The sequence below is a fragment of the Coralloluteibacterium thermophilum genome, assembly GCF_042654365.1.
GTDB lineage: Bacteria > Pseudomonadota > Gammaproteobacteria > Xanthomonadales > Xanthomonadaceae > Coralloluteibacterium > Coralloluteibacterium thermophilum.
On the sequence record NZ_JBHSGG010000017.1, the window covers coordinates 49,119 to 67,538 of the forward strand.

The 18,420-nt window shown below is 74.8% G+C and carries 14 protein-coding genes; 7 read left to right on the plus strand and 7 right to left on the minus strand.

What is annotated here, in order from left to right:
• Positions 1-2,172, plus strand: a complete 2,172-nt coding sequence (locus tag ACFO3Q_RS06425) for a RelA/SpoT family protein (RefSeq protein ID WP_377003952.1) — start codon at positions 1-3, stop codon at positions 2,170-2,172.
• Between the two features lie 60 nt (positions 2,173-2,232).
• Positions 2,233-3,864, plus strand: coding sequence for a hypothetical protein (locus tag ACFO3Q_RS06430; protein WP_377003820.1), 1,632 nt, complete (start codon positions 2,233-2,235; stop codon positions 3,862-3,864).
• 25 nt (positions 3,865-3,889) lie between these two features.
• On the opposite strand, the gene ACFO3Q_RS06435 is transcribed toward ACFO3Q_RS06430, so the two are convergent.
• Positions 3,890-5,953 carry a glycosyltransferase gene (locus tag ACFO3Q_RS06435; protein WP_377003953.1) on the minus strand — a complete coding sequence of 688 codons (2,064 nt, stop codon included), beginning with the start codon at positions 5,951-5,953 and terminating at the stop codon, positions 3,890-3,892.
• A gap of 217 nt (positions 5,954-6,170) precedes the next feature.
• Here ACFO3Q_RS06435 and mrcB point away from each other — a divergent pair, with 217 nt between their 5' ends.
• The 4 genes from mrcB (at position 6,171) to tsaB (ending at position 12,118) form a co-directional block, all read left to right on the plus strand.
• The gene (gene mrcB, locus ACFO3Q_RS06440; protein ID WP_377003821.1) at positions 6,171-8,522 is read left to right on the plus strand and encodes a penicillin-binding protein 1B; all 2,352 of its coding nucleotides are present in this window, start codon (positions 6,171-6,173) and stop codon (positions 8,520-8,522) included.
• A 41-nt stretch (positions 8,523-8,563) separates the two neighbouring features.
• Positions 8,564-9,097 carry a tetratricopeptide repeat protein gene (locus tag ACFO3Q_RS06445; protein ID WP_377003822.1) on the plus strand — a complete coding sequence of 178 codons (534 nt, stop codon included), beginning with the start codon at positions 8,564-8,566 and terminating at the stop codon, positions 9,095-9,097.
• Between the two features lie 82 nt (positions 9,098-9,179).
• Positions 9,180-11,294, plus strand: coding sequence for an ATP-dependent DNA helicase (locus ACFO3Q_RS06450; protein ID WP_377003954.1), 2,115 nt, complete (start codon positions 9,180-9,182; stop codon positions 11,292-11,294).
• 107 nt (positions 11,295-11,401) lie between these two features.
• On the plus strand, positions 11,402-12,118 hold the full coding sequence (tsaB, locus tag ACFO3Q_RS06455; RefSeq protein WP_377003823.1) for a tRNA (adenosine(37)-N6)-threonylcarbamoyltransferase complex dimerization subunit type 1 TsaB: 717 nt from the start codon (positions 11,402-11,404) through the stop codon (positions 12,116-12,118).
• A 1-nt stretch (position 12,119) separates the two neighbouring features.
• On the opposite strand, the gene ACFO3Q_RS06460 is transcribed toward tsaB, so the two are convergent.
• Complete coding sequence (locus ACFO3Q_RS06460) at positions 12,120-12,905, minus strand: carboxylesterase family protein (protein WP_377003824.1); 786 nt, start codon at positions 12,903-12,905, stop codon at positions 12,120-12,122.
• Positions 12,906-12,960: 55 nt separating this feature from the next.
• A complete protein-coding gene (mgtE, locus tag ACFO3Q_RS06465) occupies positions 12,961-14,322 on the minus strand; it encodes a magnesium transporter (RefSeq protein WP_377003825.1) in 1,362 nt (453 codons plus the stop codon).
• A gap of 170 nt (positions 14,323-14,492) precedes the next feature.
• Between mgtE and ACFO3Q_RS06470 the strand changes: the two genes are divergently transcribed.
• On the plus strand, positions 14,493-14,897 hold the full coding sequence (locus ACFO3Q_RS06470; RefSeq protein ID WP_377003826.1) for a hypothetical protein: 405 nt from the start codon (positions 14,493-14,495) through the stop codon (positions 14,895-14,897).
• 43 nt (positions 14,898-14,940) lie between these two features.
• Here the strand turns inward: ACFO3Q_RS06470 and ptsP are convergent, their stop codons facing one another.
• From ptsP to rapZ, 4 genes are read right to left on the minus strand one after another with little or no spacing between them, the layout of a single operon-like run.
• Complete coding sequence (ptsP, locus tag ACFO3Q_RS06475) at positions 14,941-16,671, minus strand: phosphoenolpyruvate--protein phosphotransferase (RefSeq protein ID WP_377003827.1); 1,731 nt, start codon at positions 16,669-16,671, stop codon at positions 14,941-14,943.
• A 21-nt stretch (positions 16,672-16,692) separates the two neighbouring features.
• The gene (locus tag ACFO3Q_RS06480; RefSeq protein WP_377003828.1) at positions 16,693-16,962 is read right to left on the minus strand and encodes an HPr family phosphocarrier protein; all 270 of its coding nucleotides are present in this window, start codon (positions 16,960-16,962) and stop codon (positions 16,693-16,695) included.
• A 47-nt stretch (positions 16,963-17,009) separates the two neighbouring features.
• Positions 17,010-17,402, minus strand: coding sequence for a PTS sugar transporter subunit IIA (locus ACFO3Q_RS06485; RefSeq protein ID WP_377003829.1), 393 nt, complete (start codon positions 17,400-17,402; stop codon positions 17,010-17,012).
• A gap of 51 nt (positions 17,403-17,453) precedes the next feature.
• Positions 17,454-18,344: an RNase adapter RapZ gene (gene rapZ / locus ACFO3Q_RS06490; protein WP_377003830.1), complete on the minus strand. Its 891-nt coding sequence runs from the start codon at positions 18,342-18,344 to the stop codon at positions 17,454-17,456.
• Between the last annotated feature and the right edge of the window lie 76 nt (positions 18,345-18,420).

Below are 18,420 nucleotides of genomic sequence, written 5' to 3' on the forward strand. Positions count from 1 at the left end.
GTGTTGCCCGCGTCCGTTCCACCGCCTCCCTCCCCGGCCCAGGGCCGGGCACTCGCCCGCTGGCTCGAGGACGGCGGCCGTGCGCTGCTTCCGGCCGTGCTCGCCGAGCGGCTCGCCGCCGGGCCGGAGGACGATGCGCGCGCGGAGACGGAGCTGGCCGTCACCCTGGGCCTGCTGACGGGGCTGGGCGCGGAGCGCGAGGTGCACGTCGCGGCCATCCTGCACGCGCGTGCCGACCTGCAGCCGCTCCTGCCCGCGCTGGTCGCGGAGCTTCCCGGGCTGCCGCCCCTGCTGGAGGGTCAGCAGGCGGCCGAGAAGGTCTGGTCGCTGCACGCCGAGCAGGCCGGTGCGGCCGGGACCGAGGGCCTGCGGCGGCTGCTGATGGCGATCGTGCGCGACCTGCGCGTGATCCTCGTCCTGCTCGCCCGCCAGCTGGCGCGGCTGCGGGCCGCCGCCGGCCTGCCCGAGGACGAGCGCGTGGCGCTGGCGCGGCTCACCGCCGACATCCACGCGCCGCTGGCGAACCGCCTCGGCATCTGGCAGCTCAAATGGGAGCTCGAGGACCTCGCCTTCCGCTACCTGCAGCCGGACACCTACCGCCGGGTCGCCGCCCTGCTCGACGAGAAGCGCGCCGACCGCGAGCGCTGGATCGAGGCGGTCAAGGCGCGCCTGCGCGAGGCACTGGCCGCGCACGGCATCCGCGGCGAGGTGGCGGGGCGGCCGAAGCACATCTACAGCATCTGGAAGAAGATGCAGCGCAAGGACGTGCCCTTCGGCGAGCTCTACGACATCCGCGCGGTGCGCGTGCTGGTGGACGACGTGGCCGCCTGCTACGCGGCGCTGGGCGTGGTGCACGCGACCTGGGTGCCGATCCCGGCGGAGTTCGACGACTACATCGCCAAGCCCAAGGGCAACGACTACCGCTCCCTGCACACGGCCGTGGTGGGGCCCGAGGGCAAGACGCTCGAGGTGCAGATCCGCACGCACGAGATGCACGCCCAGGCCGAGCTGGGCGTGGCGGCGCACTGGCGCTACAAGGAGGGCGGTGGCGGCGGCAGCCGCGCCGCCGCCTTCGAGCGCAAGATCGCCTGGATGCGGCGCCTGCTCGAGACGCAGGAGGGGGCGCAGGCCGACGACGGGGCGCTCATGGCGGGGCTGTCGGCGGAGCTGGTCGAGGACCGCGTCTACCTGCTGACCCCGCGCGGCGAGGTGATCGACCTGCCGCGCGGCGGCACCGTGCTCGACTTCGCCTACCACGTGCACACCGAGGTCGGGCACCGCTGCGTCGGCGCCAAGGTCAACGGGCGCATCGTGCCGCTCGACTTCGCGCCGGCCACCGGCGACCAGGTCGAGATCCTCACCGGCAAGACCGCGGCACCCCGCCGCGACTGGCTGCAGGCCGGGGCACGCTACCTGGTGAGCGCGCGCTCGCGCGACAAGGTGCGCGCCTGGTTCCACAAGCTCGACCGCGCGCGCAACGTCGCCGCGGGGCGCGAGCACCTCGAGAAGGAGCTGAAGCGGCTCGCCCTGCACCACGCCGACCTGGTGCCGGTGCTGGCGCGCTTCCACGCCGGGTCTGTGGACGATCTCTACGTGCTGGTGGCGCTCGGCGACGTCGGGCCGCACCAGGTCGCGCGCGCGCTGCACGAGCAGGCCCAGGCGGCCGCCGCACCGGCCCCCGAGGCGGCGCTGCCCGAGCGCCGCGTGCGGCCGGCGCGGCCGAGCGAGGCCTTCACGGTGGAGGGCGTGGGCAACCTGCTCACCCAGCTCGCCCGCTGCTGCCAGCCCGTCGCCGGCGACGCCATCGTCGGCTACCTGACGCGCGGGCGCGGCGTGAGCATCCACCGCCAGGGCTGCGCGGCCTTCGAGCGCCTCGCCGTGCGTCATCCGGAACGGGTGCTGCCGGTCGACTGGGGCCGCCAGGGCACCGCCAGCTACGGTGCGGATGTGGTGATCCACGCGGTCGACCGCCGCTACCTGCTCAAGGACCTCACCAACCTGATCGCACAGGAGGGCGCCCACGTGCTCGGCATCCAGTCGCACGTCGACGACGCGCGCGGGCGCGCGGTGCTGCGCCTGACGCTGAAGGTGTCCGACTTCGAGCAGCTCGGCCGCCTGCTGGGCAAGCTCGCGGCGGTCCCGGGGGTGCTCGAGGCGCGCCGGCGGCGGTGAGGTGCGATTCATGGCCCGGGGCTATGCTTCGCGGATGGTCCGCCCCCTCCTTCCGATGCCATGAACGGCCGCATCGAACCGCGCATCGGGCGCGGCGACGACGCCGCCGACCCGCGTCCACCGCAGCCGGACGAGACGCTGGACTATCGGCCGCGCCGGCCGGGCCGCACCGCGCACCGCAGGCGGCAACGCGAGCCGCGGGCGCGTGGCGGGGCGGGCGCGTGGTGGGTGTTCGGCATCGCGCTGCTGTTCGGACTCGGCGTCTGCCTCTACCTGTGGCGCGAACCCATCGGCGAGCGCCTGTTCCCCGAGCCGCGGCAGAACCAGCTGATGGCGGAGGGCGACGCCGCACTGGCGGACGGCCGCCTCAGCACCGCGGACGGCCGCGGGGCGCGTGAGCTCTACACCGCCGTGCTCGCCCTGCAGCCGGACCATGCCGGTGCGCGCGAAGGGCTGCGGCGCGTCGGCGCGGCGGCGCTCGCCCGCGCGCGCGAGGCACTGGCGCGCGGCGAGCACGACGCCGCCCGCGACGCACTCGCGCTGGCGCGGTCGCTGGCGCTGCCGGCCGCCGAGCTGCGTCCGCTCGAGGACGAACTGCGGCGCAGCGAGGGCGGCAGCGAGGCGACGGCGCGGCAGGTGACAGCAGCGCGCAGCGCGCAGCGCGCCGGCAACCTCGACGGCGGCGGCGACAGTGCGCTCGCCCTCTACGACAAGGCGCTGCAGGGCGATGCCGGCAACAGCGTCGCCACCGCGGGCCGCAGCGCGGTCCTGGCGGACCTCCTCCACCGCGCGACGCGGCAACTGGAGGCCGGCGAGCTCGCGGCGGCGCGCGAGCTGGTCGACCGCGTGATCGAGGCGGATCCGGCGCACGTCGACCTGCCGCCCGTGCGCGCCAGGCTGGCGGAGGCCGAGCAGGCACGCGCACGCCAGACCGAGACCTACTTCCGCGCCGCCGATGCGGCGCTCGCGGCGGGGCAGCTCGACCGCGCCCGCGCCGGCTACGAGAACGCGCGCGACGCCGGCGGCGAGGCGCAGCGCGTGCGGCGGGGGCTGGAGCGGGTCGCCGCCGCCTACGCCCTTCGCGCGGAGCGCGCCGCGGAGGACTTCCAGTTCGCCGTCGCCGAGGCCGAGCTGGCTGCCGCGCGCGAGCTGGCGCCGGACATCCCGCAGCTGCGCACCGCGGAGCAGCGCGTGCTGCGCTCGCGGGCGCGCAGCGAGGGCGGGGCGCTGGCGGTGGAGCGGGGCGAGGGCGACCTCGAGCGCCTGCTCGAGGACGCGCGCCGGGCGCTGGCGCGCGGCGACCTGGTCGATCCCCCCGGCGACAGCGCCTGGGACAAGCTGCGCGCCGCGCGCGGCATCGCGCCGGACGATCCGCGCGTCGAGGAGGCCATGGCACGACTGGAGCCCGCTGCGGTGCGCTGCTACGAGGAGGCCCTCGCCGCCAACAGTCTCGGGCGCGCGTCCGGCTGCCTGGATGCGCTGGCGGCCCTGAACGCGGCGGACGGGCGGCTGCCGGCCTGGCGCGGACGCCTCGCGGCGCGTTATCTGGCGGTCGCCGACGAACGCCTCGGCGCGGGCGAACTCGCCGCCGCGCGCCGCGCCGTCGATGCCGCGCGCGAGCTCGACCCGGGCAGCGTCGCCCTGCCGGCGATGTACGCGCGCCTGGAGCAGGCCGGCGCGATCCAGAACTGAGGGCGCCGCCGACGGGCCGGCGCGCTCAGGCGCCGCGCAGCGGCGCGTCCAGCGCGCGGGCCAGCGCGGCGCCCGCCGCCTCGAACGAGAAGTGCCGCTCCACGTTGGCGAGCGCCGCTTCGGCGAGGCGTTCCCAGGCGGTGCGGTCTTCGTACAGGTCGGCCACGGCCGCGGCGAAGGCCTCGGCGGAGTCGGCCACGCGCACGTCGCGGCCGTCCTCGAGGTGCATGCCCTCGACCGCGCAGGAGGTCGCGACCACCGGCTGTCCGTGGGCCATGCTCAGGTTGATCTTGCCCTTGACGCCGGCACCGAAGCGGAGCGGCGCCAGCGCGAGCCTGCAGCCGTCCATGTAGGGCGCGATGTCCGGGACGTAGCCGTGGATCCGGATGCCCGGCCGTTCGCCCAGCGCGCGCACCGCCTCGGGCGGATCCGCGCCGATGACGTGCAGCGCCACGTCGGGAAGGCGGGCGCGGATGGCGGGGAAGATCTCCGTGCCCAGCCAGAGCACCGCATCCGCGTTCGGCGGATGCCGGAAGCCGCCGACGAACACCAGGTCGCGTCGTGCCGCGAAGGGCTGCCCGCGGCCGGCGACGGCGTGCACGTTCGAGAGCACGTCCACTCGCGCGCCGGGGACGAGTTCGCCCAGCAGCGCGCGTTCGGCCTCGCTCACCACCCAGGTCAGGTCGGCGCGGCGGATCAGGGCCAGCTCGCGCGCGCGCGTGGCTTCGGCCGCACGCCGCGCCGCGGCGTCTCCCGACAGTTCCGCCGCCCGCAGCTCGCGCACGAAGTGGAGGTCCACGGTGTCGAAGATGAAGCGCGCGCGGGGGGCGTGGCGGCGGGTCAGCTCGAACAGGGGAGCCGCCACGAAGTGGCGGCAGGCGATCACCGCGTCGAGGTTGCGGCCACGGTTGGCGAACCAGCGCGGCGCCCCGCCCAGCCAGGGCTCGCTCCAGACCTCGACGCCCATGTCCTGCAACGCCTGTCCGTGACGCGGATCGGGCTTGCCGTCCGCAGGAAAGAACGCGACGGCATCGCCGCGCTGGCGCAGCAGGCGCATGAGGTTGAACAGGCGCAGCGAAGCCGAATCCCGATCCGGCCGCGGCATCTCCGCATCCACCACCAGCACGCGCCGGTGCGCGCGCCAGCGGGCGGCAAGGTCGGGGTCGGTGCCCGGAGGCGGATGGTCTGCCTCGAGCGTCGCCTTCCACTTTTCGTACAGGCGCGCCTGGTTGCGCACCTGGTGCGCCTTCATGCCGCTGCCGAGCGAGGTGCCGGCGCTGACGCCCTCGAAGTGCACGACCCGGGCGCGTGGCTGGTAGAGCGTGCGGAAGCCCTCGGCCCGCGCCCGCATCGCCAGCTCCGCGTCCTCGTAGTAGGCCGGCCGCAGCGCGGCATCGAAGCCGCCCAGGCGGGCGAACAGGTCCGCGCGGACCGCCAGCGCGGCCCCGGAGACGTAGTCGGCCTCGCGCAGGTGCGCATGGCGCGGATCCGCCGGCGCGCCGAAGCGCCCGTAGTTGAAGGCGTGTCCGCTCGAGAACAGCAGGCCGCCCGCCTCCTGCAGGCGCCCGTCCGGGTAGATCAGCTGCGCGCCGGCAATGCCCGCGTCCGGGTGTGCGTCGAGCGTGCCGACGAGGGCGTCCAGCCAGCCCGGCTGCGGTGCGGTGTCGTTGTTGAGGAAGACCAGGATCTCCCCGCGGGCCAGCGCCGCGCCGGCGTTGCAGGCGCCGATGAAGCCCTTGTTCTCCGCGAGACGGTGCAGGCGCAGTCCGGCGACGTCCGCCAGCGCCTCGGCCGTCCCGTCCGGCGACGCATCGTCCACCACGATCGTCTCGAACGGTGTGTCCGCGTGCACCGAGAGCGCGCGCAGGCAGCCGAGCGTGTGCGCGAGCTGGCCGTGCACGGGGATCACGATGCTGGCGCGCGGCGTATCGGAGACCGGCAGGGCGATGGGCGCCTCCGCGTCCGGCAGCCACAGCGCTGCGGGCGCGACCCGGGGAGCCGGCGCGAACTCCCGCAGGATGCGCTCGACCGTGCCGCGCAATCCGCGCGTGCGCAGGCTGCCGCGGGTGCGGTGCCACGCCGAGTGCATGCGGGCGCGAAGGTACTGCAGGGCTGCGATGAGGCGCGCGCTCACGCGGCAACCGCTCCTGAACCGCCCCGGGCGGCCCAGGCGGTGCGGGAAGGGCGGCTGCTAGACTCGGGTCGACTCACGGTGTCTCCGGTATCCAGAGGGAGCGCCATCGCGCTCGGTACCGGCGTCGCCCGGGGGCGTCCGCCGTTCCAACGACCGTCAAGTTTCGCATCCCGTGCCCAAGAAAGCCTCTTCGCGTGCGCGTCCGCAGCGCACGACCGCAGTCCTGCCCTGGAAGCGCTGGGTCCTGTACGCGATCCTCGCCGCTGCCGGGCTGTTCCTCGGCTTCCTGATCCCCTACGCCTGGTATCTCGACGGCGTGGTGCGCGCGCGCTTCGGCGAGCTGAGCTGGCAGGTGCCCACCCGCGTCTACGCGCGACCGCTGGTGGTCTCGCCGGGCCTGCGGATGGATGCCGAGACCCTCCAGCTCGAACTGCGGGCGGCCGCCTACCGCGAAGAGCCGGGAGCGGCCACCGCCGGCAGCTACGAGCGGGAGGGCGGGCGCTTCCGCATCGCCAGCCGCGGCTACGTGGACGTCGACGGCCGCGTGCCCGAGCGCCGGATCGAGCTGACCCTGGCCGACGGGCGCGTCGCCACGCTCAAGGACGCCGACAGCGGCGAGACGCTGCGCGCGGCGCGCCTCGATCCGGCACGCATCGCCACCCTCTACGGGCAGAAGCAGGAGGAGCGCCGCCTCGCCCGCCTGGAGGACCTGCCGGAGCAGCTCATCTTCGCGCTGCAGGCCGTGGAGGACCGCGACTTCAAGCACCACCGCGGCATCGACTTCAGCGGCATCGCGCGCGCGTTCTGGGCCAACCTGCGCGAGGGCGAGGTGGTGCAGGGCGGCAGCACGCTGACCCAGCAGCTGGTGCGCAACCTGTTCCTGAGCCGCGAGCAGACCTACTGGCGCAAGTTCAACGAGGCCCTGTACTCGGTGCTCATCGAGGCGCGCTTCGACAAGGGGCGCATCCTCGAGGCCTACGTCAACCAGGTCTACCTCGGCCAGGTCGGCGGGCAGTCCGTGCACGGCATGGTCGCCGGGGCGGAGTTCTGGTTCGGCCGCGATCCGCAGCGCCTGCGCAGCGAGGAGATCGCGATGCTGGTCGGCATGATCCGCGGGCCGTCCTACTACGATCCGCGGCGCTATCCGGAACGTGCCAAGGCGCGCCGCGACCTGGTGCTCGGGGTGATGGCCGAGACCGGCGTCATCACCGAGGCCGAGCGCGATGCGGCGCGCGCGCGTCCGCTTTCCATCACCTCGAGCCCGGGCGTGGCCGCCAACCGCTACCCGGCCTTCATGGACCTGGTGCGCCGCCAGCTCGCGGACGATTTCCCGCAGGATGCGCTGCGCGGCGCAGGCCTCTCGGTGATGACCACGCTCGCGCCCTCGGCGCAGACCTACGCCGAGCGCGCCGTCGCAACGGTGCTGCCCGAGATCGAGCGCAAGGAGGGCCCCCCGCTGCAGACCGGCCTCGTGGTGACGGACACCCACACCGGCGCGGTGGTGGCGGCGATCGGCAACCGGCGCGTGGACCAGCCGGGCTTCAACCGTGCGCTGGAGGCGCAGCGGCCGGTGGGCTCGCTGCTCAAGCCCTTCGTCTACCTGCTCGCCCTGGTGCAGCCGGGCCGCTACTCGCTGGCGACCACGGTCGACGACGCACCCATCAGCCTGCGCCTGCCCAACGGCCAGACCTGGTCGCCGTCGAACTCGGACAACCGCAGCCACGGGCCGGTGCGCCTGATCGACGCGCTCGCGCAGTCCTACAACCAGGCGACGGTGCGGGTCGGCCTGGACGTCGGTCAGGAGGGCCTGGCGGTGCTGCTGCAGCGGCTGGCCGGCGCGCGGGCGCAGCCGAATCCCGCGCTGATCCTCGGTGCCGTCGATCTCAGCCCCTTCGCCATGGCCCAGCTCTACCAGTTCCTCGCCTCGGGCGGCGAGGTGCAGACGCTCAAGGTCGTGCGCGGCGTGCTCGATGCGCAGAACGTCGCGCTCAGCCGCTACGACGACGCGCCGCCGCCGGCCACCGAGGGCGACGCCATCGCCGCGCGCCTGGTCACCATCGCGCTGCAGAGCGCGGTCACCAGCGGCACCGGCCGGCGGCTCGTCGCCGACGGCCTGGGCAGGCTCAGCCCGGCCGGCAAGACCGGCACCACCAACGACGGGCGCGACAGCTGGTTCGCCGGCTGGAGCGGCGACCACCTCGCCGTCGTCTGGGTCGGCAACGACGAGAACCAGGTCGCCGGCCTGTACGGCGCCACCGGCGCGATGCGGGTGTGGTCGGCGCTGTTCTCCAAGCTGCCGACCTCGCCGCTGCGGGTGGGCGGCGAGGGCATCGAGTGGGCCTGGGTCGCCCAGGGCGAGTACGCGACGACCGACGAGAGCTGCCCCGGCGCGCGCCGCCTGCCTTTCGTGGCGGGCTGGACCCCCCGCGCCCACCGCGGCTGCACGATGGACCGCATCCGCGACTGGTTCGGCGCCGCGCCCGACACCGACGACTTCGACCGCAGCGCCTACCAGCGGCGATGAGCGCCCCCGTATGATTTCCACAGCGTGACGGAGTGAGCCCCATGTCCCTGTTCCGATCCACGGCGGCCGCGCTGGCGACCGCATGCGTCCTCGCCGGCTGCGGACAGACCGCGCAGGCGCCCTCCGCGCCGCAGCCCGCGGTACAGCCGCCGGCCGTCCCGGCGGCCCTCCTGGTGGAGATCCGCGGCGCCGGCAGCACCGGCGTGGATGCGCTCGACGTGCAGCCGCTGCGCGATCCCCACGTCGAGGACCTGCTCGACGCCGCCGAACGCCTCGAGGCCGAAGGCGACTTCGCCTCCGCGGCGGCGCGCATCGACCAGGCGCTCGAGATCTCCGCCGACGACCCCGAGATCCTGCAGCGGCGCGCCGAGTACGCGCTGATGCTCGGCGACTGGGACGGTGCGCGGCAGCAGGCGGCGCGCAGCTTCGAGCTCGGCCCGCGGCTGGGTCCGTTGTGCCGCCGCAACTGGACGACGCTGCGCTTCGCTGCCGAGCATGCCGGCGACGCCGCCGGCGAGGCGGAGGCGCGCGAGCGGGTCGCGGCGTGCACGGTCGAGCCGCCGGTGAGGATGTAGCGGCCCCGGGGTGAAGCGGGAAGAGGGAAGCGGGCGTCGGGACGTGCAGGCCGAGGAGAGCCGCGGGGCCGGTTCCCTTCGCCTGTCGCCGGCGGAAGACGCCGCCGCGCACGGGCTCGCGGCCGAGGTCGCGTCCGCGCTCGGCGAGGACGGCGCGCTGGCGCGGGGCATTCCCGGCTACGCGCCGCGCGCGGCGCAGCAGCGCCTGGCCGAGCGCGTCGCCGCGGTCGTCGAGGCGCGCGGGGAACTGATCGCCGAGGCCGGCACCGGCACCGGCAAGACCTACGCCTACCTCGTGCCCGCGCTGCTGTCGGGCCGTCGCACCATCGTCTCCACCGGCACCCGTGCGCTGCAGGACCAGTTGTTCCATCGCGACCTGCCGCGGGTGCGCGCCGCGCTCGGCAGCGGGCTGCGCGCGGCCCTGCTGAAGGGGCGCGCGAACTACTTCTGCCACTACCGGGCGCGTCGCGCGCACGGCGAGGCGCGCGCCTCGCGCGAGAGCATGGCCCTGCTGCACCGGGTGCTCGCCTGGGCCGGCGCCACGCGCAGCGGCGACCTCGCCGAGTTCGACGGCCTGCCCGAGGACTCCCCGCTGTGGCCGCAGATCACCTCGACCGCGGAGAACTGCCTGGGCGGCGAATGCCCGTTCTGGGCGGACTGCTTCGTGGTGAAGGCGCGGGCCGAGGCCCAGGCGGCGGACCTGGTGGTCGTGAACCATCATCTGCTGCTGGCCGATCTCGCCCTGCGCCAGGAAGGCTTCGGCGAGATCTTGCCCGGTGCCGAGGCCTTCGTGCTCGACGAGGCCCACCAGTTGCCGGAGCTGGCCGCGCAGTTCTTCGGGGAAGGCGTCAGCGCGCGCCAGCTTGCCGGGCTCGCCCGCGACGTGCTGGCCGAGTGCGCCGAGGTCCCGGCCGCGCTGGCGCTGGTGCAGGCGCCGGTGCGCAGCCTCGAGCAGCGCGTGCGCGAACTGCGCCTGGCGTTCGAGCCCCTGCCGCCGCGCGGGACCGCCGTGCGCGCGCTGGCCCATCCGGATGCGGCGCCGGCCTTCGACGCCCTCGCCGATGCGCTGGCCGTGCTGCTGGACGCGCTGCGCGGGCTGCTCGATGCCAGTCCCGGCTTCGCCGGCTGCGCCGCGCGTGCGACCGAGATGCGGGCGCGCCTCCTGCGCTGGACCGGCGGCGGGCCCGGTGCGGAGGGCGCGGCAGAGGGCGCGGCGGAGGTGCCCGATCCCCACGACGTGGCGGCGGGGGCGGCGCGTCCCGCGCCGCCGCCCGGGCCGGACGTGCGCTGGTACGAGCGCTCGGCCCAGGGCTTCCTGCTGCAGCGTACGCCGCTCGACGTGGCGGGCCCGCTGCGGGCCTTCCGCGCGCGCAGCGAGGCCGCGTGGATCTTCACCTCCGCCACGCTCGCGGTCGGCGGCGGTTTCCGGCACATCGCGGACCGGCTGGGCCTGGAGGCACCCGAGACCCTGCTCGAGCAGAGCCCCTTCGATTGGGGACGGCAGGCGCTGTGCTATCTGCCGCCCGGACTGCCCGATCCCGGCCAGCGAAGCTTCGGCGCGGCGATGATGGCCGCGGTGCGGCCGGTGCTGGAGGCCTCCGGCGGGCGCGCCTTCCTGCTGTTCACCTCGCACCGGGCGCTGCGCGAGGCCGCCGCCCTGCTCGCGCACGCGCCGTGGCCGCTGTTCGTCCAGGGCACGGCGCCGCGCAACGTGCTGCTGGACGGGTTCCGCGCATCGGGCAACGGGGTGCTGCTCGGCGCCGCCAGCTTCTGGGAAGGCGTGGACGTGGCCGGCGAGGCGCTGGTCGTGGTGGTCATCGACCGCCTGCCCTTCGCCGCCCCCGACGACCCGGTCCTCGAGGCGCGGCTGGAGGCGGTGCGCCGGCGCGGCGGCAATCCTTTCCGGGACGAGCAGGTGCCGAACGCGGTCATCGCGCTCAAGCAGGGCGCGGGCCGGCTCATCCGCACCCACGCCGACGCCGGCGTGCTGGTGCTGTGCGACCCGCGCCTGACCACGCGGAGCTACGGCCGCGTCTTCCTCGACAGCCTGCCGCCGCTGCCGCGCACGCGCGACATCGGCGCGGTGCGGGCCTTCCTGGCCGAGCGGGCGCCGCCGCCGGAGGCCGGGGAGGAGGACGATCCGGTGCTGCGCTTCTGGTCGAGCTTCGAGCCCGAGGGCCAGGAGAGCGGGCGCTAGAAGCGTCCGGGGGGCGGCCGCGCAGGCGGCGCTGCAGCCGGGGGCCTTTGCCACCCATGCTCCTGGAGGCGCCGCTACACTGCGCTGCCCGCAGTGCCGCCCATCCCATGAAGCTTCTCGCCATCGAAACCGCCACCGAAGCCTGTTCGGTCGCCGTGGCCGTGCACGGCGCGGTGATCGAGCGCTTCGAGATCGCCCCGCGCCGCCACGCCGAGCTGGTGCTGCCCTGGGCCGAGGCCCTGCTCGCCGAGGCGGGCGTGCGTCGCAGCGAGCTGGATGCCGTCGCCGTGGGGCGTGGCCCGGGGGCCTTCACCGGCGTGCGCCTGGCGGTCTCCATCGCCCAGGGCATCGCGCTGGCGCTCGATCGCCCCGTGGTGCCGGTCTCGACCCTGGCGGTGCTCGCCATGCGCGCCAAGGCGGTCGCCGAGGCGCCGCCGGGCCCGGTCCTGGCCGCGATCGACGCACGCATGGGCGAGATCTACGCCGGTGTGTTCGCGCCCGATGCCGCCGGGCTCATGCGCGCCCGCGACGTCGAGCGGGTGGGGGCTCCCGATGCGCTGCAACTGCCCGACGGCTTCGAGGGCATCGGCGTCGGCACCGGCTTCGCCGCCGGCGAGGGCGCCCTGCGGGCGCGGCTGGGCACGGCGCTGCAGGCCTGCGATCCCGAGGCCCTGCCGCATGCCGGCGACCTGGCGCGTCTGGCCCTCGCTGCCTTCGTCGAAGGCGGGGCGATCGCGCCCGAGCGGGTCGAGCCCGCCTACCTGCGCGACAAGGTGGCCCTGACCGCCGCCGAGCAGCGGGCCGCGCGCGGGGGCGCCGCCTGACTCAGGGCCGGCGGCGCTGCGCGAACAGCCAGGGCCAGAGGTCCGGCGTCGCGTAGGCCGGGGCCCAGCTGTTGTGGTTGGCGTCGGGGAATTCGGTGTAGCGCACCTCGCCGCCGGCCGCCTCGAGCGCGGCCGCCATGCGACGCGACTGCTCGGGCGGGACCAGATCGTCCCGGCCGCCGTGGAAGAGCCACGCAGGCGTGCCGCGCAGCCTGGCCGCCGCGGCGGCGAACGGGTCCGCGTCGCCCGCCACCGGGGCGACGTGCAGGTCGGGCCGCGCCGGGGGCGGCGTCAGGCCGCCGCACACCGGGACCACCGCCGCGAAGCGGTCCGGCTCGGCCAGGGCGATTTCCCAGGTGCCGTAGCCGCCGCGGGAGATGCCGGTGAGATAGGTGCGGTCGCGGTCGCCGCCGAACTCGGCGGTGGCCGCCTCCAGCGCGGCGAGCGCGACCTGCGCGGACGTGCCGCGCCAGGAGCTGCCGGCCGGCGACTGGGGGAAGACCACGATGGCGGGGAAGGTCGCGGCATGCGCGCGCACGTGCGGGCCCAGCCCGACCTCGAGCTGCGCGCGGTTGTCGTCGCCGCGCTCGCCCGAGCCGTGCAGGAACAGGACCACCGGCCGCGGCGCCGCCGCGGCCGGGACGAACACCCGGTAGCGATGCGTCGCTCCGGCGACCTCGACGCTGCGCTCCACGAACGTCCCCTGCGGCGCGTCGGGGCGCGCGGCGCGCGGCGGAGCCGCACAGGCCGAGAGCAGCAGGGTCGCGATCAGGGCGGTCCGGATCATGTCGGGTCTCCTCGTCGGCGGGGCGGGACAGCATGCCTCCCGATGTCCGCGCCGGTCACGGCACCAGCAGCAGGGTGCCCATGCTGAGGAAGGCGAAGAAGCCGATCGCGTCGGTGAACAGGGTCACCACGATGCTGCCGGCGATGGCCGGGTCGATGTTCATCCGCCGCAGCAGCAGCGGGATGCCGACGCCGGCCGCCGCAGCGAACACCAGGTTGATGGTCATGGCCGCCGCGATGGCGAGGGCCAGCATCGGACTGCCGAACCACAGTCCGGCGGCCGCGGCCACGACCACCGCCCACAGCAGGCCGTTGAGCACGCCCACGGTGATCTCCTTGACCATCAGCGGGCGCACGTTGCTGCTGCCGAGCTGGCCGAGCGCGAGGCCGCGCACGGTCAGGGTCATGGCCTGCAGGCCCGCGTTGCCGCCCATGCTGGCGACGATCGGCATGAGCACCGCCAGTGCCACGACCTGCTCCAGGGTCGCCTCGAACAGGCCGATGATCGAGGCCACCACGAAGGCCAGCGCCAGGTTGATGCCGAGCCACAGCGAGCGCCTGCGCATCGCCCGCAGCGGCGAGGCGAACAGGTCCTCGTCCTCGTCGAGGCCGGCGGCGCCGAGCGCGCGGTGCTCGGCCTGGTCGCGGATGATGTCGACCACGTCGTCGATGGTGATGCGGCCCAGCAGCACGTTGTTCTCGTCGACCACCGGCGCCGAGATCCAGTCGTGGTCGGAGAAGCGGTTGGCCACCTCGTTGGCCGGCGTGTGCACCGGGATGGCGGGCTGCGCGTCGTCGATCAGGGTGTTGATCGGCGTCGAGGGCTCGCGCGTGAGCAGGTCGGAAAGAGCGACCTGGCCGAGGTACTGGTGACGGCGGTTGGCCACGTACAGGCGGTCGGTGTTCTCCGGCAGCTCGCCCCGCAGCCGCAGGTAGCGCAGGACGACCTCGACGGTGGCGTCGGCGCGCACGGTGACCACGTCCGGGTTCATCAGGCGCCCGGCGGTGTCCTCCGGGTAGGACAGCGCCTGCTCGAGCCGCTCGCGGTTCTCGCGGTCCATCGAGCGCAGCACCTCGGCGGTGACCGCCTCGGGCAGGTCGTCCATCAGCTCCGCGAGGTCGTCGATGTCGAGGTCCTCGAGCGCCGCGACGATCTCGTCCGGGTCCATCTCCGCGAGCAGGCTCTCGCGCACGTCCTCGCCGACGTGCAGCAGCACCTCGCCGTCGTCCTCCGGGTCGACCAGGCCCCAGACGACGTTGCGCCGGGTCGGCGGCAGCGATTCGAGCAGGTTGCCGATCTCGGCGGGGGACAGCGTGTTGACCAGGCGCCGCACCGGCCCGAGGCGGCCGCTGTCGAGCGCATCCGAGAGGATGCGCAACTGGTGCGCGGCGCGGATATGGCGGGCGGTGTCGGCCATGGGAACTCCGAAGCGGTCCGCGCATTATCCGGACAAGCCGCACCCGCGGCGATGCCGGAATGCGCACAGGCGACGCGGATCCCCCGGCGCGCGCGGCGCGGCGTGCGGCCGGACGCTGCCGGAGGGCGCGCAGTGGCATGCGGCGCGCGCTGCGCCTATGCTCGCGCCGCATGTCGATCCGCCACCGTCTCGCCGCCGCCTGCCTGGGCGCGCTGCTCATCGCCGGCTGCAAGCCGGACACCACGCCGCCGGACCGGGTGTTCGCGCAGCCGGGCGTGGTGTTCACGCTGTCGCCGCCGCAGGCGCCGGACTGCCATCCCGACACCGTCTACAAGGCGACGGTGGCCTGGTCGATCACCGGCCAGCCCGAGCGCCGGCTGGAAGTGCGGGTCGGCAGCCGCGGCGGCGCCGAGTTCCTGCGCACCTCGCAGGCGCGCGGCCGCGAGGAGACCGGCGAGTGGGTGCGCCCGGGCACGTGGTTCCTGCTGGTCGACCGGCGCTCGAAGGAGGTGCTGGCGACCCTGCGCGCGGGCCCCGAGCCCTGTCCCGGAGGGGAGGCGAGCGAAGAGGAGTGAGAAACGAGGGGCAGGCGGGCGTTTTCCCGTCGCCCACTCCTCTTCACTCGCTCCGCGGTTCCGAGGCCGACAGCCAGCGCAGGATGGCGCTGCGGTCGCGGCAGCGGAGCAGGGCCGGCGCGCGCCGGCGCAGGGCGGCGAGGTCGGCCGCGCGCACCGCCTGGCGGACCTCCAGCAGGCCGTCGGGGTGCAGGCTGAAGTCGGTCAGTCCCAGCGCGAGCAGCAGCGGGACGTAGCGCGGGTCGCCGGCCATCTCGCCGCAGACCGAGACCTCGACGCCGCGGCGCTGGCCGGTGGCGATGACGTCGCGCAGCACGCGCAGCACCGCCGGGTTGAGCGGCGAATACAGGTCGCCCAGCGCCTCGTTGTCGCGGTCGGCGGCGAGCAGGTACTGGGTCAGGTCGTTGGTGCCGATCGAGGCGAAGTCGAGCAGGTCGGCGAAGGCCGAGAAGCCGAGGGCGGCGGCGGGCACCTCGATCATGGTCCCGACCGGCAGGCGCGGCCGGAAGGCGTGGCCCTCCTCCCGCAGGCGCTCCGCGTGGCGGGCGATCAGCGCGCGCACCGCGGCGATCTCCTCGCGCGCCGTGACCATCGGGATCAGCAGCCGCACCGGGCCGTAGCCGGAGGCGCGCAGGATGGCGCGCAGCTGCGTGCCGAACACCACCGGGTGGTTCAGCGACAGGCGGATGCCGCGCACGCCGAGGGCGGGGTTGGGCTCGCCCCGCGGCGCCAGGCCGCTCGCGTCGGCCTTGTCGCCGCCGATGTCGAGCGTGCGGATGGTCACCGGGCGTCCGTTCATCCCGAGCACCAGGTCGCGGTAGGCGCGGAACTGTTCCTCCTCGTCGGGCAGTTCCGCGCGCTGCAGGAACAGGAACTCGGTGCGGTAGAGGCCGATGCCGTCGGCGCCCAGGGCGTGCGCCTCGGTGACGTCGGCGACCGACTCGGCGTTCGCGTACAGGCGGACGTCGACGCCGTCGCGCGTGCGCGAGGGCGCGTGCCGCAGCCGCTCCAGGGCCTTGCGCTCGCGCGCCAGCGCCTTGCGGCGCTTGTGGTAGGCGCGCAGGTCCGCGGCGTCGGGCTCGACGATGATCTGCCCGGTCTCGCCGTCGACGAGCATCGCGTCGCCTTCGTTGATCCGCAGCAGGGTGTCGTGCGCGCCCACCACCAGCGGCAGGTGCAGGCTGCGCGCGAGGATGGCCGCGTGCGAGTGCTCGCTTCCCCCCGAGGTCACGACCGCCACCACACCGCGTGCCTGGATCTGCGCCAGCTCCGCGGGCGACACCAGGTTGGTGACCAGGATCTCCCCGGCCATGCCCAGGAGCGCATCGTCCGGGGAGGCGTGCAGGGCCGCGTGGACCCGGCCGACGACGTGGTCGAGGTCCTCCACGCGGCTGCGCAGGTAGTGGTCGTCCATGCGCTCGAACACGGCCGCGAGCCGGTCGCGCTGCAGGCGCAGCGCGTACTCGGCCGTGTAGTGGCCGCTGCGGATCAGCTCGTCGAGGCCGCTGCGCAGCTCCGGGTCGTCCAGCAGCATGCCGTGCAGGTCGAGGAACTCGCCGATCTCGTGGGTCAGCTCCCCCTGCAGGCGCTCGCGCACGCCGAGCAGCTCGGCACGCGCGGTATCGATGGCGGCGTGCAGGCGCGCGATCTCGGCCTCGGCCTGCGCGGGCGCGACCTGCGCGCGGTCGATGTCGAGCGCATGCGGTTCGCGGATGCGGGCGCGCCCGAGCACCAGCCCGCGCGAGACGCCATGGCCGGCGTATTCGCTACGCATCGGCCACCTGCGCGGGCGGCATCAGCCCTCCTCGTCGAAACCGCGCGCGAACAGGTCGGCGGCGGCGTCCAGGGCCTCGGTCTCGTCCTCGCCTTCCAGGCGCAGGGTGACGGTGCTGCCCTGGCCCGCGGCCAGCAGCATCACGCCCATGATGCTCTTGCCGTTCACCGTGCGCCCCTTGGCGCTGATGGCGGCGTCGGACTTGTACTTGGACAGCAGCTGCACCAGGCGCGCGGCGGCGCGGGCGTGCAGCCCGAGCCGGTTGACGACGCTGACCTCCCGCTCAACCACGGCGGACCTCCCGGGCATGGTGGGCAGGAACGGGGACGGGGCTCGGCTCAGGCGTCATTCTGGATCACTCCCGTCCTCGCGCCCGCGGCGGCGATGCGCGCGAGCTCCTCGAGGCCGGTCTCTGGATAGTTGAGGGTACGCAGCAGCATCGGCAGGCCGAGGCCGGAGATGCGCTGCGCGGGCGTGCCGAGCTGCGCGACCTTGGCCGCGACCCGGCTGGGCGTCGCGCCGTAGACGTCGCTCAGGATGAGGACGCCGTCGCCCTCGTCCACCCGTCGGAGCGCGCCGCTGGCGCCGGGGAGGCAGCTGTCCGCGTCCGCGTCGAAGGGGATCTCGACCGCCTCGACCCGGAGCGGGAGGCGTCCGAGCAGGCGTTCGCTGACCGCGAGCAACGCGCGGCCGATGCCTTCATGGGTGACGAGGAGGATGCCGACTGCCATGCGCGGGAGGTTAGCAGATGCACGTGCGGCTCCCGCGTGTCGGCGGAGCCCTCAGTCGAGTTCCCGGTGGTAGGCGACGGCGTCCTCGCGGCCGTTGTCGCGCATGTGCCGTACCAGCGCCTCGGCGAGGTAGACCGAGCGGTGGCGCCCGCCGGTGCAGCCGACGGCGATGGTCAGGTAGCTGCGGGTCTGCGACTCGAAGTGCGGCAGCCAGGCGTCGACGAAGGCGGTGACGTTGTCGAGGAAGGCCTGGACCAGCGGGTCGGCGTCGAGGTGCTCGCGCACCGCCGCGTCGCGGCCGGACAGGGGGCGCAGGCGCGCGTCCCAGTGCGGATTGGGCAGGCAGCGGGCGTCGAACACGAAGTCGGCGTCGGCCGGCACGCCGTGGCGGTAGGCGAAGGATTCGAACAGCAGCGACAGCCCCGGGCGGCGGCGCAGGCTGACCTCGGTCATGACCCGCCGCCGCAACTGGTGGACGTTGAGGTCGGTGGTGTCGATGACGTAGTCGGCGATCGCCCGGATGGGGCGCAGGAGCTGGCGCTCCAGGGCGACCGCGTCCGCCAGCGGCAGTCCGATGTGGCTCAGCGGGTGCCGGCGGCGGGTCTCGGAGTAGCGGCGCAGGAGCACCGCGTCCGAGGCCTCGAAGAAGGCCAGCCGATGGTCGTAGCCGGCCGCGCCGATGCCGCTCAGGATCTCGCCGATGTCGTGGAGGGTGCCCGAGCCGCGGTTGCGCACGTCCACGCCCACCGCGACGCCGCCGCGGGTGCGGGCATCGTCGCCGAGGGAGCGCACGAAGTCCGGCAGCAGGGCGACCGGCAGGTTGTCGGCGACGTAGAGGTCGAGATCCTCCAGCGTGTTGAGCGCCACCGACTTGCCGGCGCCGGACAGGCCGCTGACCACGATCAGGGTGGGGCGGGTATCGGAATTCGGGGAGTCGGACATCGTCGGGCGTCACGCACGTCAGGAACGGGATGGGTCTGCGGGGCGCCGGCGGAGCGGGCTTCCGCGCGTCGGCGTC